This is a genomic window from Sphingobium sp. AP49 (genome assembly GCF_000281715.2).
Taxonomy (GTDB): domain Bacteria; phylum Pseudomonadota; class Alphaproteobacteria; order Sphingomonadales; family Sphingomonadaceae; genus Sphingobium.
Window position 1 is genome coordinate 1,226,184 of sequence record NZ_CP124576.1, and the last position, 16,104, is coordinate 1,242,287.

The 16,104-nt window shown below is 63.4% G+C and carries 15 protein-coding genes and 1 tRNA gene; 10 read left to right on the plus strand and 6 right to left on the minus strand.

The genetic code is table 11. The annotated features are described in order from the left end of the window. Window positions 1–3 precede the first annotated feature (3 nt). Both PMI04_RS05950 and ndk read left to right on the plus strand, forming a co-directional pair. Window positions 4–441: a DNA polymerase III subunit chi gene (locus PMI04_RS05950; protein WP_007709525.1), complete on the plus strand. Its 438-nt coding sequence runs from the start codon at window positions 4–6 to the stop codon at window positions 439–441. Between the two features lie 123 nt (window positions 442–564). Next, a complete protein-coding gene (gene ndk / locus PMI04_RS05955; RefSeq protein WP_004210674.1) occupies window positions 565–987 on the plus strand; it encodes a nucleoside-diphosphate kinase in 423 nt (140 codons plus the stop codon). A gap of 83 nt (window positions 988–1,070) precedes the next feature. On the opposite strand, the gene PMI04_RS05960 is transcribed toward ndk, so the two are convergent. Further along, window positions 1,071–1,697, minus strand: a complete 627-nt coding sequence (locus PMI04_RS05960) for a hypothetical protein (RefSeq protein ID WP_007709536.1) — start codon at window positions 1,695–1,697, stop codon at window positions 1,071–1,073. A 4-nt stretch (window positions 1,698–1,701) separates the two neighbouring features. Next, entirely contained in the window at window positions 1,702–2,376 is a 675-nt protein-coding gene (locus tag PMI04_RS05965; protein WP_007709537.1) for a glutathione S-transferase family protein, read from the minus strand. A 303-nt stretch (window positions 2,377–2,679) separates the two neighbouring features. Here PMI04_RS05965 and PMI04_RS05970 point away from each other — a divergent pair, with 303 nt between their 5' ends. Next, the gene (locus PMI04_RS05970; RefSeq protein WP_037486420.1) at window positions 2,680–3,333 is read left to right on the plus strand and encodes a Crp/Fnr family transcriptional regulator; all 654 of its coding nucleotides are present in this window, start codon (window positions 2,680–2,682) and stop codon (window positions 3,331–3,333) included. A gap of 10 nt (window positions 3,334–3,343) precedes the next feature. On the opposite strand, the gene PMI04_RS05975 is transcribed toward PMI04_RS05970, so the two are convergent. The 4 genes from PMI04_RS05975 to PMI04_RS05990 all read right to left on the minus strand — a co-directional run bounded on the left by PMI04_RS05975 (window position 3,344) and on the right by PMI04_RS05990 (window position 7,237). After that, entirely contained in the window at window positions 3,344–4,810 is a 1,467-nt protein-coding gene (locus tag PMI04_RS05975) for a tetratricopeptide repeat-containing protein (RefSeq protein WP_007709539.1), read from the minus strand. A 27-nt stretch (window positions 4,811–4,837) separates the two neighbouring features. Then, window positions 4,838–5,317, minus strand: coding sequence for a nucleotide synthetase (locus PMI04_RS05980; RefSeq protein ID WP_007709540.1), 480 nt, complete (start codon window positions 5,315–5,317; stop codon window positions 4,838–4,840). 2 nt (window positions 5,318–5,319) lie between these two features. Next, on the minus strand, window positions 5,320–6,915 hold the full coding sequence (locus PMI04_RS05985) for a toll/interleukin-1 receptor domain-containing protein (RefSeq protein WP_007709541.1): 1,596 nt from the start codon (window positions 6,913–6,915) through the stop codon (window positions 5,320–5,322). A 248-nt stretch (window positions 6,916–7,163) separates the two neighbouring features. Next, window positions 7,164–7,237 (minus strand) — tRNA-Cys (locus PMI04_RS05990). 191 nt (window positions 7,238–7,428) lie between these two features. Between PMI04_RS05990 and PMI04_RS05995 the strand changes: the two genes are divergently transcribed. From PMI04_RS05995 to PMI04_RS06025, 7 genes are all read left to right on the plus strand, one after another. After that, complete coding sequence (locus PMI04_RS05995) at window positions 7,429–8,061, plus strand: protein-L-isoaspartate O-methyltransferase (RefSeq protein WP_007709542.1); 633 nt, start codon at window positions 7,429–7,431, stop codon at window positions 8,059–8,061. A gap of 10 nt (window positions 8,062–8,071) precedes the next feature. After that, window positions 8,072–9,514 (plus strand): TolC family outer membrane protein, encoded by a 1,443-nt coding sequence (locus PMI04_RS06000; protein WP_007709543.1) that lies wholly within the window; start codon window positions 8,072–8,074, stop codon window positions 9,512–9,514. Between the two features lie 69 nt (window positions 9,515–9,583). After that, window positions 9,584–10,093, plus strand: coding sequence for a DUF2497 domain-containing protein (locus PMI04_RS06005; protein ID WP_007709545.1), 510 nt, complete (start codon window positions 9,584–9,586; stop codon window positions 10,091–10,093). Window positions 10,094–10,234: 141 nt separating this feature from the next. Beyond that, window positions 10,235–12,286, plus strand: a complete 2,052-nt coding sequence (locus PMI04_RS06010) for a S9 family peptidase (protein ID WP_007709547.1) — start codon at window positions 10,235–10,237, stop codon at window positions 12,284–12,286. Window positions 12,287–12,341: 55 nt separating this feature from the next. Further along, window positions 12,342–12,557, plus strand: coding sequence for a hypothetical protein (locus tag PMI04_RS06015; RefSeq protein ID WP_007709553.1), 216 nt, complete (start codon window positions 12,342–12,344; stop codon window positions 12,555–12,557). After that, window positions 12,554–13,177, plus strand: coding sequence for an AAA family ATPase (locus PMI04_RS06020; RefSeq protein WP_007709557.1), 624 nt, complete (start codon window positions 12,554–12,556; stop codon window positions 13,175–13,177). The genes PMI04_RS06015 and PMI04_RS06020 overlap by 4 nt, the downstream gene beginning before the upstream one ends. Before the next feature lie 60 nt (window positions 13,178–13,237). After that, window positions 13,238–16,090, plus strand: a complete 2,853-nt coding sequence (locus tag PMI04_RS06025; RefSeq protein WP_007709564.1) for a valine--tRNA ligase — start codon at window positions 13,238–13,240, stop codon at window positions 16,088–16,090. Window positions 16,091–16,104: the final 14 nt, after the last annotated feature.

Here is a 16,104-nt window from a genome sequence, read left to right on the forward strand (position 1 = left end):
GCCGTGCAGGTCGACTTCTACCAGCTGAGCCGCGATCCTGTGGAAGGGGTGTTGCCCGCGATCGCGGCACGCATCCTGGACATGGGCGCACGGCTGTTGGTGGTGGCCGACGAACCGGAACGGCTCGCCCGCATATCGGCGGGCCTGTGGGCCGGTCCACCCGAAAGCTTCCTGGCCAATGGCGTGGCGGGTGACGGCGTGGATGCGGCCCAACCGGTGTTGCTGGCACAGGACTGCGTCGCTGCCAATGGCGCGAAGCATATCGCGCTGGCGGATGGGATATGGCGCGAGGAGGCGCTGGGCTTCGAGCGCGCCTTCTATTTCTTCGACGCGGACACGATCGATGGGGCGCGGGCCAGCTGGCGCGCGCTCAACAAGCGTGAGGGCGTGACCCCACGCTTCTGGCGACAGGAAGGTCGCAAATGGGTGCAGGGGCCTTGAACTGCCGGAATTAGGGGCTGTCCCAGTCCTCTTGCTGCCCTCTTGCCCGCCCTCTTGCGAAGTGATCCGGGCCAGTCTAAAGGGCGCGCAACTTTATTCCAACAATTCGGAGTTATGAGGGCCATGGCCGTCACGCGCACTTTTTCGATCATCAAGCCCGACGCGACCCGTCGCAACCTGACCGGCGCCGTCACCAAGATGCTGGAAGAAGCCGGCCTGCGCGTCGTTGCTTCCAAGCGCATCCGCATGAGCCGCGAACAGGCCGAAGGCTTCTATGCCGTGCATAAGGAACGCCCCTTCTTCGCTGACCTGGTTGCCTTCATGATCTCCGGCCCGGTCGTCGTCCAGGTTCTGGAAGGCGAAAATGCCGTGACCCGCAACCGCGACATCATGGGCGCCACCAACCCGGCCAATGCCGACGCCGGCACCATCCGCAAGGAACTGGCCGAATCGATCGAAGCCAATTCGGTCCATGGTTCGGACAGCGAGGAAAATGCCGCGATCGAGATCGCCTATTTCTTCAAGCCCGAAGAAATCGTCGGCTAAACCCGACACACGTCCCCCGGACGAGCAAAAGGCCCGGCGCTCCCGCAAGGAGCGGCCGGGTTTTTTGTTGGGCTCGCCGTGGATCAGCGCTTCGTTTGCCGCGCCCAGCGGGCGTCGATCTGGGCCTGGGCGCCGGCTCCTTGGGCATGGCTGACCAGCGACAAGCCGCGCAGCGTCAGCTTGTGGCCGGACAGCCATTTGCCGGCGATGCCATAGCCGATGTCGTAGATCGCCGAATCTTCGTGGGTGTCGCCATTGACGACGAACTGGGTGACGATCGTCACCGGCAGTTTCTCATCGCCGATGCTGTCGTCGGGCAGTTTTGCGCCATTACGGGCCTTTTTCAGGGCGTCCTCGAACCAGGTCGCCTCGATTCGGGGTTCGCCCGTCGTGTCGACCGGTGCGATGCCCAGCGCCTTGGGGAAATGGATCGTCTGGCTCTGCACCAATTGATCGGGATCGGCGGGCTTGAGCGTCAGCCGGCTCTCGCCGTCGGCCTGCGCGTTCAGCACCAGTCGAGCCGCGCGGGCGGAAGCTTTGCTGCTTTCCGCCGCCTTGTCGGCCCGTTCGTCCTTCTTGTCCGCCCAGTTGAGATAAAGGGTGAGGGCGGAGATCATCACCGCCGCCACCGCCAATGTTTCTCCCAACGTGATCCAGCGCCGGCGGATCCTGGCGGCTTCTTCCTTGCGTGTCTCCGGGCTGTCGCTCATCGGATCAGACCTTTTGGGGCGGGACTTCAAACTTGTCGATCACCCATTCCTCGGCCTGTGCCTCGCCGATCCATTCCTGCATCCAGGGATGGGCGATGATCGCGCGCATATAGGCTTCGGCAAAGCGGGCGACGGGCAACTGATAGGTGATGAAGCGGGTGACGACGGGCGCGAACATCAGGTCGACCGCGCCAAATTCGCCGAACAGGAAGTCACCCTCGCCACCGTAGCGGGCGCGGGCCTGTGCCCAAAGTTCCATGATCCGTGCGATATCTTGCACGACGGCATCCGATGGCGGCACCGGATCGTAGATCTGGCGGATGTTCATGCTGTGCTCGCGGCGCAGCGCGGCGAAGCTGGAGTGCATTTCGGCGGCCATCGATCGCGCCATGGCGCGGGCGGCCGGATCGGTCGGCCAGAACAGGTCGCGGCCCGTCTTCTCGTTCAGATATTCGACGATCGCCAGGCTGTCCCATACGACGATGTCGTCACCATCCCACAAGATGGGCACCTTGCCCGATGAAGGCGCGAATTCATCGCCTTCGCGTCGCTTTTCCCATTCCTCGTCATAGAGCGGGACGACCACTTCTTCGAAGGGAAGGCCCGACAATTTGCACGCCAGCCAGCCGCGCAGCGACCAGCTCGAATAGGCTTTGTTGCCAATGAACAGCTTCATCATGCCGGTGTCTTAGCCGGTGCGGCTTTGGTAAGTCGAGAGCGGTGTGCGGGCTTTCGCAGCCGCCGCCGAGTTTCCCGCCGGCTAGAGCAAAAAATAGCCCGGAGGCTGAATGCCCCGGGCTAGTGGAAAGGCTGCCCCATAACGGAGCCTCCTTCGGGTCGCATCCGACGTCTAGGTGATTGCAGCGGACGGGGCCGTGATCAGCATCACGTTTTTCGAGGGAATTTGTGCGATCCGCTGTTTCCCTCGCCCCAGCTTGGGCTATGCCGGAAGATGGCCATCAAGGGTGGAGAATTGCGCGCCTTGGACAGGGAAGAACAGATCGATGTGATTGCGGCCATCTTTCGCTGTGGCCAGGAGATGGCGCAGGCGTTGCGGCGCGTTCTGATTCCGCAGCGCGTGGGGGCGAAACAGATATTGGCGCATCAGGGAGAAGCATCGCATCATTGCTGGCTCGTCGTGGACGGCTGCGTGGTGGCGCAGACCTTCGGTGTCGATGGCCAGCGCCAACAGCTTGCCCGGCATGGGCCGGGCGAATTTTTCGGCGCCTATCCGGCACCCACAACGCATCGCGCCGAAATCGAGGCGATGGTCGAGACGCAGTTGTTGCAGGCCGAAGCGCAGGCGCTGGCGGCGCTGGTGGCGACGGATGCCCAGATCGGCGCCGGCATGGCCCGGCTGCTTGCCCGTCAGCTTGACCGGGCGCTGGACCGGATGGCGACCAGGTCCACCTACAGCGCGGCAGGGCGGGTCTATAGCGAACTGCTGGCGCTGGCCGACGGACGCGCGGATATTGTGCCTGCCCCCCAGATCACAACGCTTGCGCTGAGCGCGAACACGACGCGTGAAACCGCCTCGCGGGCGGTTGCGGTCCTGATCCGGCGCGGCATTGTCAGTCGGGAGGACGGCAAGATCATCATTCATTCGCCCCGGATGCTGAGCGACATGATCCTGTAAGGCGAGCGAATCAGTCCGATGGCGGGTAGTAATGGCCGACCGGGCAATCGCCATAGGCGGTCATGACCTCGCCGGCCATTTCAAAGCGGAAGGCAGGATCGTGAAGATCAAGCGCCGCCGCCTGGGGCCAGGGGGCACAGATGCTGCCAGCAGGCGCGGCGCGGGCCAGCAGAGGCGCAAGGCCATCATCTCCATCGATCGGGACTCCTGTCTCTCGCGTGCGATACTCGAGAGACAGGCCGATATCGGGCACGGTGCGCAACATCGTGCCCGCCAGTCGCATGGCGGCCACAATGTCAGCAAGCGCGAGGACATGGATGCCGCTCGCTGTCTGGCTCGCTTCCCGGCCGTGGCCTGCATCGGGAAACGGCTGGGTGGATGCCAGGATGGCGGCATTTCCTGCAGCCGCGAGCGGCGAGCCCGGCGGTGGCGTCGATTGCGCCAGGGTCAGGGCATGAAAGGGCAGGCCCCGTGCCTGCCACAGGCGATGGGCGGGGCTGCTGGTGTCCGGCGTCCGGCCGACATGCAGTGCATGGGCCTGGGTGGCAAAGGCCTCGGCCCGGCGCAGGGCCAGGCCCATGGCGATTTCCGCCGCCTTGGTCACGGCGGCATCGGAGAGGTGGGAGACGCCGTCGTCGACGTCGAGATAATCGGCGGCCTCGACTAGTCGATGAAAGCGATCCAGCCACCGGTTGCCAAACGGCAGCACGGATGTTTCGCGGAAGCTCGCCAGCGGGATCGGCAGCACGACATGCAACTGCGCGCCGCGCTCCAGCGCCATTTCCGCGATCAGGATGTCGGCACCGGCCGCCAGCGCACCGAACAGGGCGCCTGGCCGGATATCGTCCAAGAGTGCGCCGATCTGCTCACGCGCCTCGCCTTCATCGTCGGGCAGGCCAATGATGCCGCTGAAATAGAGGCTGGGCGGTGGCCGCAGATGGTCGAGCAGGGCAGGGGAGAGATTCTGGCGAACCAATATCTGGCTGAACTGGCGCAAGGTTGCGGCATGATCTTCCCAGGCTTCGGGGGCGGCGGCCATCGCCTGCGCCAGCGCGGCCTGGCTGGCAGCGTGATCCCCGAGCAGAAGATGGGCCTCCGCCGCAGTCGCGGCGAGCCAATAGCGCGTTTCCTGCTCATGCGCGCCGCTTTCAAGCAGGGCCAGGATCTGGCGGGCAAGCATGCCGGCCTCGTCGGGGCGGTCGTTGAGGAAGGCGAGCGTCGCCGCGTTGATCAGGGGATAGGTCGCGCGCCGCCCGTCCGCCGCCTGCATATAGGCCGCCTGCGCCTCAGCCAGCAGCAGGCTGCGTTCGCCGCCGTCGCTGCGCAATGCCCGATCCTTGAGCAACCGTCCCTTGAGGCTGAGCGCTTCGCGATCATCGGACGCCAGCAATCCGGCCGCGTCGAACATGCGCCACGCCCGAACCGTGTCGCCGCTGCGCGCGATCCTGCGTATTTGCGCCAGGGCCGGAAGATTCATGATGGCATCGCTCCCCCGCCGTCCCGCTCAATCGTCCTTGGGCGGCGGATTCTTGATGTCCGGGTCGATCGACAGGCCGATCCAGTGGGGTTTCTTGCCCTTCGGATTTTGTAGCAGGTCGATGTTGATATTGAAGCCGTGGCAGGTGCCATATTTGCCACCCTGATTGTAGCGCGCCTGGAACTGGACCGTCTTGTAGCGATCCAGGTCCGCATCATAATCATCATAGGTCAGCCCGCCATAATAGGACGCCAGGGGCTCCTTGGTGGTGATGGCGTCATATTGCTTGGAGAAGAACAGCTGGTCGCCAACGAGCTGGATCTCGACGAGCGAATTTTCGGCGATCGTGATAAAATCGTGGCCGGTGCCGACCTGTTCATAGCGTAGCACCACCTTGCCCTTCTTGCCTTCCAGCACGACGCGGAAGACGATCGGGACTACGTCGTCCTCCAGTCCGACGGAAAAGAGCGGTTCCAGTCCATATTGCGTATAATCCTGGGTCGACATGGTCAGTTCCTCGCTTGTGTCAGCGGCCGAGCCAGCTTTTTCTGCCAGACGCGCCAGTCGTTATTATCGGGGTCCTGTGCAACCAGACGGTTAACATCGGCCCGCGCTTCCTGTTGCATGTCCTCCGCGCGCTTCACCTGGCCCAGCGCATGGAGAAGTTGCGACATGGAATAGCGGGCCAGCATCCAGTCCTGCAGATAGCCGGCATTTTTCGGATCGGCCTGCAGCAGCGCCTGAAGTATATCCCCCTGCTGATTACGTTCGTCCAGGGCGGCTGCATTATTTCCCTGTATCCGCAGCGCGTCCGCCATCCAGGCATGACGGTTGGCGAGATCGGCAGCGATATTGGGGTCGTCCGGGGAAAGCTGACGGACCCGTTCCATCGTTTCCAGCGCCTCATGGCAGCTCTTGAGAGCTTGCGCCGTCCGCTTGCCATCGACCGCGATGGTACAGATATTGCCCTGAGCATAGCCCAGTTCCCGCCAATAGGCGCGATTGCCGGGTTCGATTGCGACCAGGCGCCGGGCCAGGGCCTGATAGGCCTCGAATCGCGGCAGGGCGCTGTCATTGCGGCTGCGGATGAAGTCGACATAGCCGAGCCAGAATTCGCTCTGGGCATGCGCAAAGAGGCGTTGGGGATCGTCGGGGGCAGCCGTCAGCAATGTCTCGGTAACACGATAGGCCTCGCGGAACTGCGCGAGCGCAGCGACGGTGTCGCCGCGTTTGAAATCATCCTCTCCCATCGCCTGCAGGATGCGGGCGCGTCGTTCGAGTGACGCTGCGGGTAGGGCATTAAGGTCGGGCTGCTCGGCATAATAGCCAAGCGCGCGCTTGTTCACGGTCTGCAATACGTCAAGCCGGCCCACACCCTCCAGTTTCTCCCGCAGGTCGGTGAGCATGAATTCGATAAGTCCTTCCGCCTGCTGGCGTTGCTGTTCCGCCTCGCTTCTCGCCCGCGCGACAAAGACCAGCATCAGCGCCATCATTAGGGCAAGAAAGACGGCGGCAAATGTGACGCCGATCACGCGACGCAACTGGCGTTGCGCATCGCGCTGAATGATCTGGTCCAGTGGCAGGCCGGTGAGTCCGGCGATGATCTTCAGCCGCGCGAGTTTCGGTCCGTCATGATTGGGCCGGAAATCGGCGGCGATCGGTTCATGGACGATACCATGGCTGTCGGGGGTCAGCAGGGCGGTGGGGAAGCTGTCGGCCGGTTCGCCCTCGACCAGTGCCGCAATGATCGGGCGGTCGGGGTGAAGTTGGCGGAACAAGGTGATTTCCGCATCGACCCAGCGCGATGCCTTCGCTGCCGGTGAGCAGAGCAGGAGCAGAGCATCGGACTGGGACAGGGCGAGGCGCACCTCCTGGTCCAGGCTGGACGCGGCGGGCAGTTCGGCCCTGTCCCGGAAGATCGGCGTCAGGCGGCGCGGCACGGGACCGCGGGGCGACGGCATGCCGGTCAGCCGGGCGGGGATGCGATAGGTTTCGAGCCAGTGATGAAGGGTGCGGGCGGCGCGCTCGTCAACATGGCTGTAGCTCATGAAGGCGCGATAGCGGCGCTGGCCGGCGATGCCCGGCTCGCTCTTGCTGTTCGTCATGCGCGCGCGGCATTCACGTGATGATGTCCCCCGAAGCGTGAGCGGAAGGGCTTGTCCGGTTCGACGCACGGTTGTCGACCCTCGCAGTCCTTGCGGCGTTCCCTGTCGATCTGCCAGAAAAACGTGAAGGAACAAAGAGTCCGGAGCCGGATTCGGGCCGAATTAGATCTGTTGTGGGGGGGGCTGAATGGCTGGCATGCCGGTCGGCGGCCCCGGAGGGCACAGAGTGGCATGTCTTCAGAAAAAAATGGAGGCCCGAGCCGGAATCGAACCGGCGTGCAAGGATTTGCAGTCCTCTGCGTCACCACTCCGCCATCGGGCCATCCGTGCGGTGGAGGCGGCAAATGTGCGGCTTTGGCGGCAAAGTCAAGCTGCTGTTGGGCAACTGACCGCAAGAATCTCCTCCATGAGCGTGTAAAGCCGCTTGGCGCGGGGGAAATGCTGATTTAGAGGTCCGATGATCCCCTTAGTGTATTGCATTGCCAATACAGTTGTGCCAAGCGAGGAACTATCGTGACCGAGCAGAACTATTCTTCGATGCGGACCGCCATGGTCGAGAGCCAGTTGCGTACCAGCGCAGTGGACGACCCGCGCGTGATCGCCGTGATGGCCAAGGTGCCGCGCGAGGACTATGTGCCCGCCGAGCGTCGGGCCATGGCCTATATCGACCGTCCGATCCCGCTGGATGGCGACCGTGCGCTCAATCCGCCGCTGGTAACCGGCCGTTTGCTCAAGGAAGCCGAAGTCGAAGCCGGCGAAAAGGTGCTGCTGATCGGCGCCGCGACCGGCTATAGCGCGGCGCTGCTTGCCGAACTGGGCGCGCAGGTGACGGCGGTCGAGGCGGAAGGCGGTGCAGAGATCGCGGTGCCCGGCGTGACTGTGGTGCGTGGTCCGCTGGCCGCGGGTGCGCCGGCTGGTGCGCCCTATGATGTTCTTTTCATTGACGGTGCGGTGGAGGAAGTCCCTGCCGCGCTCGTCCAGCAGCTTGTCGATGGGGGACGGGTGGTGACGGGCGTCGTCGAACGCGGCGTTGCACGCCTGTGCAGCGGCCGTGCGGTGGCGGGCGTGCTGGGCCTCTCCAGCCTTACCGACATGGAAATGGTCGTGCTTCCCGGCTTCGCCGCGCCGGAGCGGTTCGTTTTTTGAGACAGGGTAGATGACAGCAAAGCGACTTTCCTTCCGGCTTCAGGCCGTCACAGCCTTGCTGTTGGTCTCTTCCTCCCTGGCCGGGGCGGCACAAGCCGAAACCCTGCAGGGTGCGTTGGCCAAGGCCTATCGCACGAACCCGACCCTGACCGGCGCGCGAGCCGGTCAGCGGGCGACGGACGAGAATGTCCCGATCCAGAAGGCGGCCGGGCGCCCCACGGCCAATTCCCAGCTCCAGTTTCAGGAACTGGTGGTTCGGCCGTCGAACAGCTTTCTCGCGCCGCATCGATCGGCCAGCGCCAGCGGCAGCATCGATGTGCCCATCTATTCGGGTGGCACCGTGCGCAACAGCGTGAAGGCCGCCGAAATCCGCGTCGAATCGGGCCAGGCCAATCTGCGGGGAACCGAGGCGAGCGTTTTTTCGCAGACGGTCGCCGCCTATATGGACGTGATCCGCGACATCGCGCTGGTCTCGCTCAACACCGCGAACGTGAAGGTACTGGAGGTCAATCTTCAGGCGACCAACGATCGTTTCGAGGTTGGCGACGTCACGCGCACTGACGTTGCCCAGTCCGAGTCGCGGCTGGAACTAGCTCGTTCCGACCTGCAACGTGCCGAAGCCAATCTGATCAACAGCCGCGAAAATTATATCGCGATGGTGGGTGAGCCGCCGGTCGATCTCGAATCGCCGCCGACCCTGCCGGGCCTGCCGGCCGATCCGGATGCGGCGGTGCGCGTTGCGCTGGCCGACAATCCCGATATCCAGGCGGCACAGAAATCGCGTGAAGCGGCGCGGTTTGACGTGAAGGCGGCCAAGGGCGGCACGCTGCCGACGCTTAGCGGCTTCACCCAGGGCAGCTACACCGACTATATGGACAAGGACATCGCGGCCAACAAACAGGCGGCTGTCGGTGCGACCCTGTCCATTCCGCTCTATCAGGGCGGCCGTCCGGCGGCCCAGGTGCGCCAGAGCCAGGCGCTCGAATCGCAGGCGATGGAACGGCAGATCGAGGTAGAACGTGGCGTGATCGCGCAGGCCCGTGCCGCCTATGCCGCGCTGCAGGCGTCGTTGCGGACGATCCAGTCGAGCCAGAAGGCAGTGGACGCCGCCGACCTGTCGCTGGAAGGTGTGCGCGCGGAAAATTCGGTCGGCAGCCGCACCATCCTCGATATCCTGAATGCCGAGCAGGAATCGCTCAACGCCAAGGTTGAACTCGTGACGGCCCGCCGCAATGCCTATGTTGCCGGCTTCACCCTGCTGGCCGCGATGGGCCATGCCGAGGCGGATGATCTGGGCCTGGAAAGCGGCACGCTCTATGATCCGATGGTCAATTATGAGCGCGTCGAGGGCAAATGGTTCGACTGGGACTATGATCCCAAGCCTCAGCCGGTTTCGACGCGCACCGTTGACACGCCTGCACAAAACGCCAAAGTCGACTCCGTTCAGCCTTAACCGCTTGTTAACTCGAACGGGTAATCTTAGCGGGGACGTTGTGTGGTGAAATTTGGACGGGGACTATCCATGGGTGACATGACCAAGGAACCCTCGATGGAAGAGATACTCTCGTCCATCAAGCGGATCATCGCCGAAGAAGGTGAGGAGGCCGTGCAGGCGGTACCCCAGCGCAAGCAGAAGGCGCCCATCGACCTGAGCGCCGCAACGCCGATCGCGCAGCCCCTTGCTTCGATGCCGCCGGCGATCGAGGAAGTGCTGGAACTGACGGACGAGATTTCGCTGGAGGAACCCATGCCTGCCCCCAAGCCGACCCGCGCAGCCAAGATGGCCGTCGAGGCCGATAGCGCGAGCGATGCCGATTCGATCCTGTCGGTGGAAAGCGAAGTGGCGGCGCGTCATTCGTTGTCGGCGCTGTCGTCGATGCTGGTGACGCCGCGCGAGGGCGAGGACAATACGCTTGAGGCGCTGGTCCGTGCGATGCTGCGCCCGATGCTGAAGGAATGGCTCGACGCGCGCCTGCCCGCGCTGGTCGAGGAGATGGTCGCCAAGGAAATTTCGCGGATTACTGGCCGCTGAGGCCTGCAAGTCCGCGATCGCGCTCCGGCCTCTTGCCGGGGGCGTAAGGCGCGCCTAGACCACGGATCATCTCATCGACGCGCCCGGCCGTGCATCGCATGCGCCGGCACGCCGTGTTTTCGATCCGAGGGTGATTTTTCCATGAAACATATCCTGCTCGCCGGCCTTGGCGCACTGGCCCTGTCGTCGGCGCTGGTGGCCCCGGCAGCGGCCCGTCCCTTCACGCCCAATGACATGGTGTCGCTGGACCGGGTGTCGTCGCCCACCGTGTCGCCGGACGGCAAGTGGATGGTCTATCAGTTGCGCAGTACGGATCTTGCCAATAATCGGGGCCGTACGGACCTCTATCTGCTGGCCATAGACAAGGCCGGGCAGGCGCCCCGGCTGATCGCATCGGTGCCCGACAAGAATGAGGCATCGCCGGTCTTTTCGGCCGATGGCAGCGCGCTTTATTATGTCTCCAACGCCAGTGGCGACGACCAGTTGTGGCGCGCGCCGATCGCGGGTGGTCAGCCGGCGCAGATCAGCAAGGCGCCGGGCGGCATTTCGGGTTTCCTGCTGAGCCCCCAGGGCGACAAGGTGGCGCTGTGGGCCGACCGCCCGGTCGGTGCGCGCACGATCGACGATGTAAAGGCGCCGACCCCGCCGAGCGCGGGCAGCGGCCGGGTCTATGACCAACTGTTCGTGCGCCACTGGGACATGTGGAGCGACGGCCAGCGTTCGCAGATCTTCGTCATGCCGGTCGCGGGCGGCAAGGCGGTGTCGGTGATGGGCGGCCTGGTCGGTGACAGCCCGTCCAAGCCGTTTGGCGGGGCTGAGGAACTGGCCTGGAGCGCGGATGGCAAGACGCTGTTCTTCGCCCTGCGCGAGGCCGGGCGGATCGAGCCGCTGTCGACCAATCTGGATATTTTCAGCGTGCCGGCCGATGGTAGTGCCAAGCCGATCAACCTGACCGACGCCAATGACGCGACCGACACGATGCCGGTGGTGTCGCCGGACGGCAAATGGCTGGCCTATGCGGCGATGAAGCGGCCGGGTTATGAGGCCGATCGGCTGGTGCTGATGCTACGCAACATCGCCACTGGCGAGACGCGCGCGTTGACCGAAGGCTGGGACAGGTCGGTCGGGTCGATCGCCTGGGAGGCAAATGGCAAGGGGCTGCTGGTCACCGCCAATGACGTGCTCGACAATCCGGTGTTCCGGGTCGATGCCGCATCGGGCAAGGTGACGCGGCTCACCCAAAAGGGCCATGCCGGCAGCGTCGTGCCGCTGCCCGATGGCGGTTTCGTCTATGCGCTGGACAGCATCCAGTCGCCGGCCGATTTCTGGAAGATGCCGGCTGCGAAGGGCAAGCCGGTGCGCCTGACGAATGTCAATGCGCAGAAGCTGGCCGGGGTGGACGATGTCTCGGTCCAGCGCTTCAGCTTCAAGGGCGCCAATGGCGACACGGTCTGGGGACAGATCGTCAAGCCCATGGGGGTCAAGGGCAAGCTGCCGGTCGCCTTCCTGGTACATGGCGGGCCGCAGGGCAGCTTCAACGACAGCTGGTCCTATCGCTGGAACCCCAAGGCGTTCGCCGCCCATGGCTATGCCGCGGTGATCGTCGATTTCCATGGCTCGACCGGCTATGGCCAGGCCTTCACCGATGCGATCAACCAGGATTGGGGCGGCAAGCCGCTGGAGGATCTGAAGCTGGGCCTCGCGGCCGCTGCGGCGAAGGATGCCAATGTCGATGCAGGCAATGCCTGTGCGCTGGGCGCCAGCTATGGCGGTTACATGATGAACTGGATCGAGGGGCAGTGGGCTGATGGCTTCAAGTGCATCGTCCAGCATGACGGCGTGTTCGACGCCCGCGCCATGGCCTATGAGACCGAGGAACTGTGGTTCGACGAATGGGAGTATGGCGGCCCCTATTATGAGAAGCCCGAAGAGTTCGAGAAATGGAACCCGGTCAATCATGTCGCCCATTGGAAGACGCCGATGCTGGTCGTGACCGGCGAGAAGGATTTCCGCATTCCCTATACCCAGGGCATCGCCGCCTTCACAGCGTTGCAGCGGCGCGAGATCCCGTCGCGTCTGGTCGTCTTCCCGGACGAGAATCACTGGGTCTTGAAGCCCAAGAACTCGCTGCAATGGTATGACGAAGCGCTGGGCTGGCTGGACCAGTGGACCGGCGCGGCCAAGGGGAAATGACGGGCTGAACGACGAGGCTCTTTCACTATAGAAGTTCAATTGTTATATATTGGATATGGCGACGCAGCTGATCGAACTGGTTGATGGCCCCCTGGACACAGGGAAGCCCAGCAAGCCCAAATTTCGGACCGTTCGGAAGGATGGTCAGATCGTGAAGCTGCGTATCGTCGATGCCGACGGCCCAAATTTCAGTGCCGACCTCACCGCGTCGTTCCAGGCGAATATTCGTCGTGCACGTAAGGAAAATCGCGAGATAGAGAACGATAGTTGATCAACAAGGGAACAGCGCGTCCACGGTTATGGATTGTCGCTGGTCCCAACGGGTCAGGCAAGAGTACGGCCTACGGTCGCAATGACCTTGTCGGATTTGACGGTTCGGTATGGATCATCAATCCCGACCTGCTGACCGCCAGGTTACAGAAAACCGAAAACCTGCCTTTGCTCGATGCCAATCTCGCAGCGGTTCAGCGTATTGAAACATGGCTGGATGCCTCGATCAGGGTGCATCAGACCATTGGCGTTGAAACCGTATTGTCCAGCGGGAAGTATCGGCGATTGGTCGAACTCGCACGCAGCCATGATTTCGAAATCCACCTGATCTATGTTTTTCTGGATAGCGTCGAGAAGCAGTTGAAGCGCATCAAGCAGCGCGTCGCTAAAGGCGGGCATGACGTCCCGGCCGACAAGGTCCGATCGCGACGAGAGCGGTCGTTTGAACAGCTTTCCTGGTTTTTCTACCAGGCAGACAGGGCTTGGGTATATGACAACAGCGGTGCGGAACTCGAATTGGTTGCGCAAAAGGGGGATGGCAAAGTTCGCGTCAAAGCCGATGCCATTCCCGAACTCTTGAAAGCGTTATTGCCGCCCGCAATGTTGGATGACGCAACATAGTTTGGCTCTGACTTCTGGGCGCTCTCTTGCGTGTCGTGCGGCAGGCGTTAAAGCGCGATCATGACCGAACTGCCCAAAACCTTCGACCCCGCCGCCATCGAGACCCGCTGGTACCAGCATTGGGAGGCCAATGGCCTGTTCCGCCCGGACCGTCCGGGCGCCGAACCCTTCACCATCGTCAATCCGCCGCCGAACGTGACCGGCAGCCTGCATGTCGGCCATGCGCTCGACAATACGCTGCAGGACATCGTCGTGCGCTATGAGCGGCTGCGCGGCAAGGATGCGCTGTGGGTGGTCGGCACCGACCATGCCGGCATCGCGACCCAGATGGTGGTTGAGCGGCAGCTGAACGCGGCCGGGCAGAAGCGCACCGATTTCAGCCGCGACGATTTCATCGCCAAGGTGTGGGACTGGAAGGCGGAAAGTGGCGGCGCGATCACCAGCCAGCTGCGCCGTCTGGGCTGTTCGATGGACTGGGCCAATGAACGCTTCACCATGGACGAGGGCTTTTCCAAGGCCGTCATCAAGGTGTTCGTGGAGTTGCACCAGCGCGGCCTGCTCTATCGCGACAAGCGTCTGGTCAACTGGGACCCGCATTTCCGATCGGCCATTTCCGACCTGGAGGTCGAGACCAAGGAGACGCAGGGCGGCTTCTGGCGCTTCCGCTATCCGCTGGCGGACGGCGTGACGCTGGCCGACGGCAGCGACCATATCGTCGTCGCCACCACGCGCCCGGAAACCATGCTGGCCGACATGGCGGTTGCGGTGAATGCCGAGGATCCGCGCTACAAGGATGTCATCGGCAAGGAAATCTTCCAGCCGATCACCGGTCGCCGCTTCAAGATCGTCGCCGACGAACATGCCGATCCGGAACTGGGTTCGGGTGCGGTCAAGATCACGCCGGGCCATGACTTCAACGATTTCGAGGTCGGTAAGCGCGCGGGCATGAAGGCGGCGGACATGCTCAACATGTTCGATGCCGATGCCAATGTCGTGCAGACCGCCGATGGCCTGATCCCCGATCGCTTCCTGGGGCTGCATCGCTTCAAGAAGGACGGCCGGGACGGCGCGCGCGAGGCCGTGGTCGCGGAAATGAAGGAACTCGGCTTCCTCGTGTCCCATGTCACGAAGAACAAGGAAGGCGAGGAGGTCGCCGCCGATTTCGAGCCGCGCACGATCCAGACCCCCTATGGCGACCGTTCTGGCGTGGTGATCGAGCCCTGGCTGACCGACCAATGGTATGTCGATGCCGGAAAGCTGGCGGTGGCGCCGATGCAGGCGGTGCGTGACGGCCGGATCGAGATCGTCCCCAAGAGCTGGGAAAAGACCTTCTTCAACTGGATGGAGAATATCCAGCCCTGGTGCGTGTCGCGCCAGCTCTGGTGGGGCCATCAGATCCCGGCCTGGTTTGGGCACAATAAGCAAGTTTACGAAGATGTCTCATATGACGGAATGGACGCCAGTCCGCCGCATAACTGGGCAGGAAGCCATATTGTCGTCGCCAACAATGCAGATGAGGCTCGGCAGGAATTTGCTGAATATTACGGTGTGGATATTTCGGCGATCGGCGAGATAGGACCAAACGATTCTGCTGCCGTACCGTTGGGACCAAATCATCGACATGAGATCAAGATCAGCCGCGATCCCGACGTGCTCGACACCTGGTTCTCGTCCGCCTTGTGGCCGTTCGGCACGCTGGGCTGGCCGGAACAGAGCGATACGCTGGCCCGCCATTATCCCAATGACCTGCTGATCTCCGGTTTCGACATCCTGTTCTTCTGGGATGCACGCATGGCGATGCAGGGGATGGAGTTCATGGGCGATGTGCCGTGGAAGAAGCTCTATCTCCATGGCCTGGTGCGTGCGGCCGACGGGCAGAAAATGTCCAAGTCCAAGGGCAATGTGGTCGATCCGCTGGGCCTGATCGACAAGTTCGGCGCCGACGCGCTGCGCTTCTTCATGGCGGCGATGGAAAGCCAGGGCCGCGACGTGAAGATGGATGAGAAGCGGGTCGAGGGCTATCGCAACTTCGCGACCAAGCTGTGGAACGCGGCGCGCTTCCTGCAGGCCAATGGCGTCACCGCCTCGACCAGCCGCGAAGCAGCGCACGCCACGCTGCCGGTCAATCGCTGGATCATCGCCGAAACGGTGGCGACGGTGCAGGCGATCGACACGGCCATGACCGAACTGCGTTTCGACGCGGGCGCCAACGCCATCTATCACTTCGTCTGGGACCAGTTTTGCGACTGGTATATCGAACTGACCAAGGGTTCGATGGATGACGAGACGAAGGCCGTTGCCGGCTGGGCGTTCGACCAGATCCTGGTCATGCTGCACCCCTTCATGCCCTTCATCACCGAAGAGCTGTGGCAGTTGACCGGCGCGCGTGCGCAGGAACTGATCGTCGCGGAATGGCCGGTCGCCCTCTATGAGGTCGACACCGATGCGCAGGGCGAGATCGACTGGCTGATCCGTCTGGTGAGCGCGATCCGCACCGCGCGGACCGAACTCAACGTGCCGCCGGGCGCCAAGCTGCGCATGGTCGTGCGCGATGCGGCGGACGAGACGCGGGGGCGCCTCGACCGTCAGGGTGCGGCGCTGGCGCGGCTGGGCCGGATCGAGAGCCTGGCCTATGGCGAGGATGTCGCTGGCGGCGCGGCGCAGATCGTCGTCGACGAGGCGACTTTCATCCTGCCGCTGGAGGGCGTGATCGACATTGCAGCGGAAAAGACCCGCCTCGAAAAGGCACTGGCGGCAGCGGCCAAGGAACGGGATTCGCTGGGCGGTCGCCTGTCGAACCCGGCTTTCGTCGAGAAGGCCAAGCCCGAGGCCGTGGCCAAGGCGCGCGAGGACCATGCCGAAAAGACCGCCGAGGCGGAAAGGCTGAAGGCGGCACTGGACCGGTTGGGCTGAGCCGCCTAGCCTGC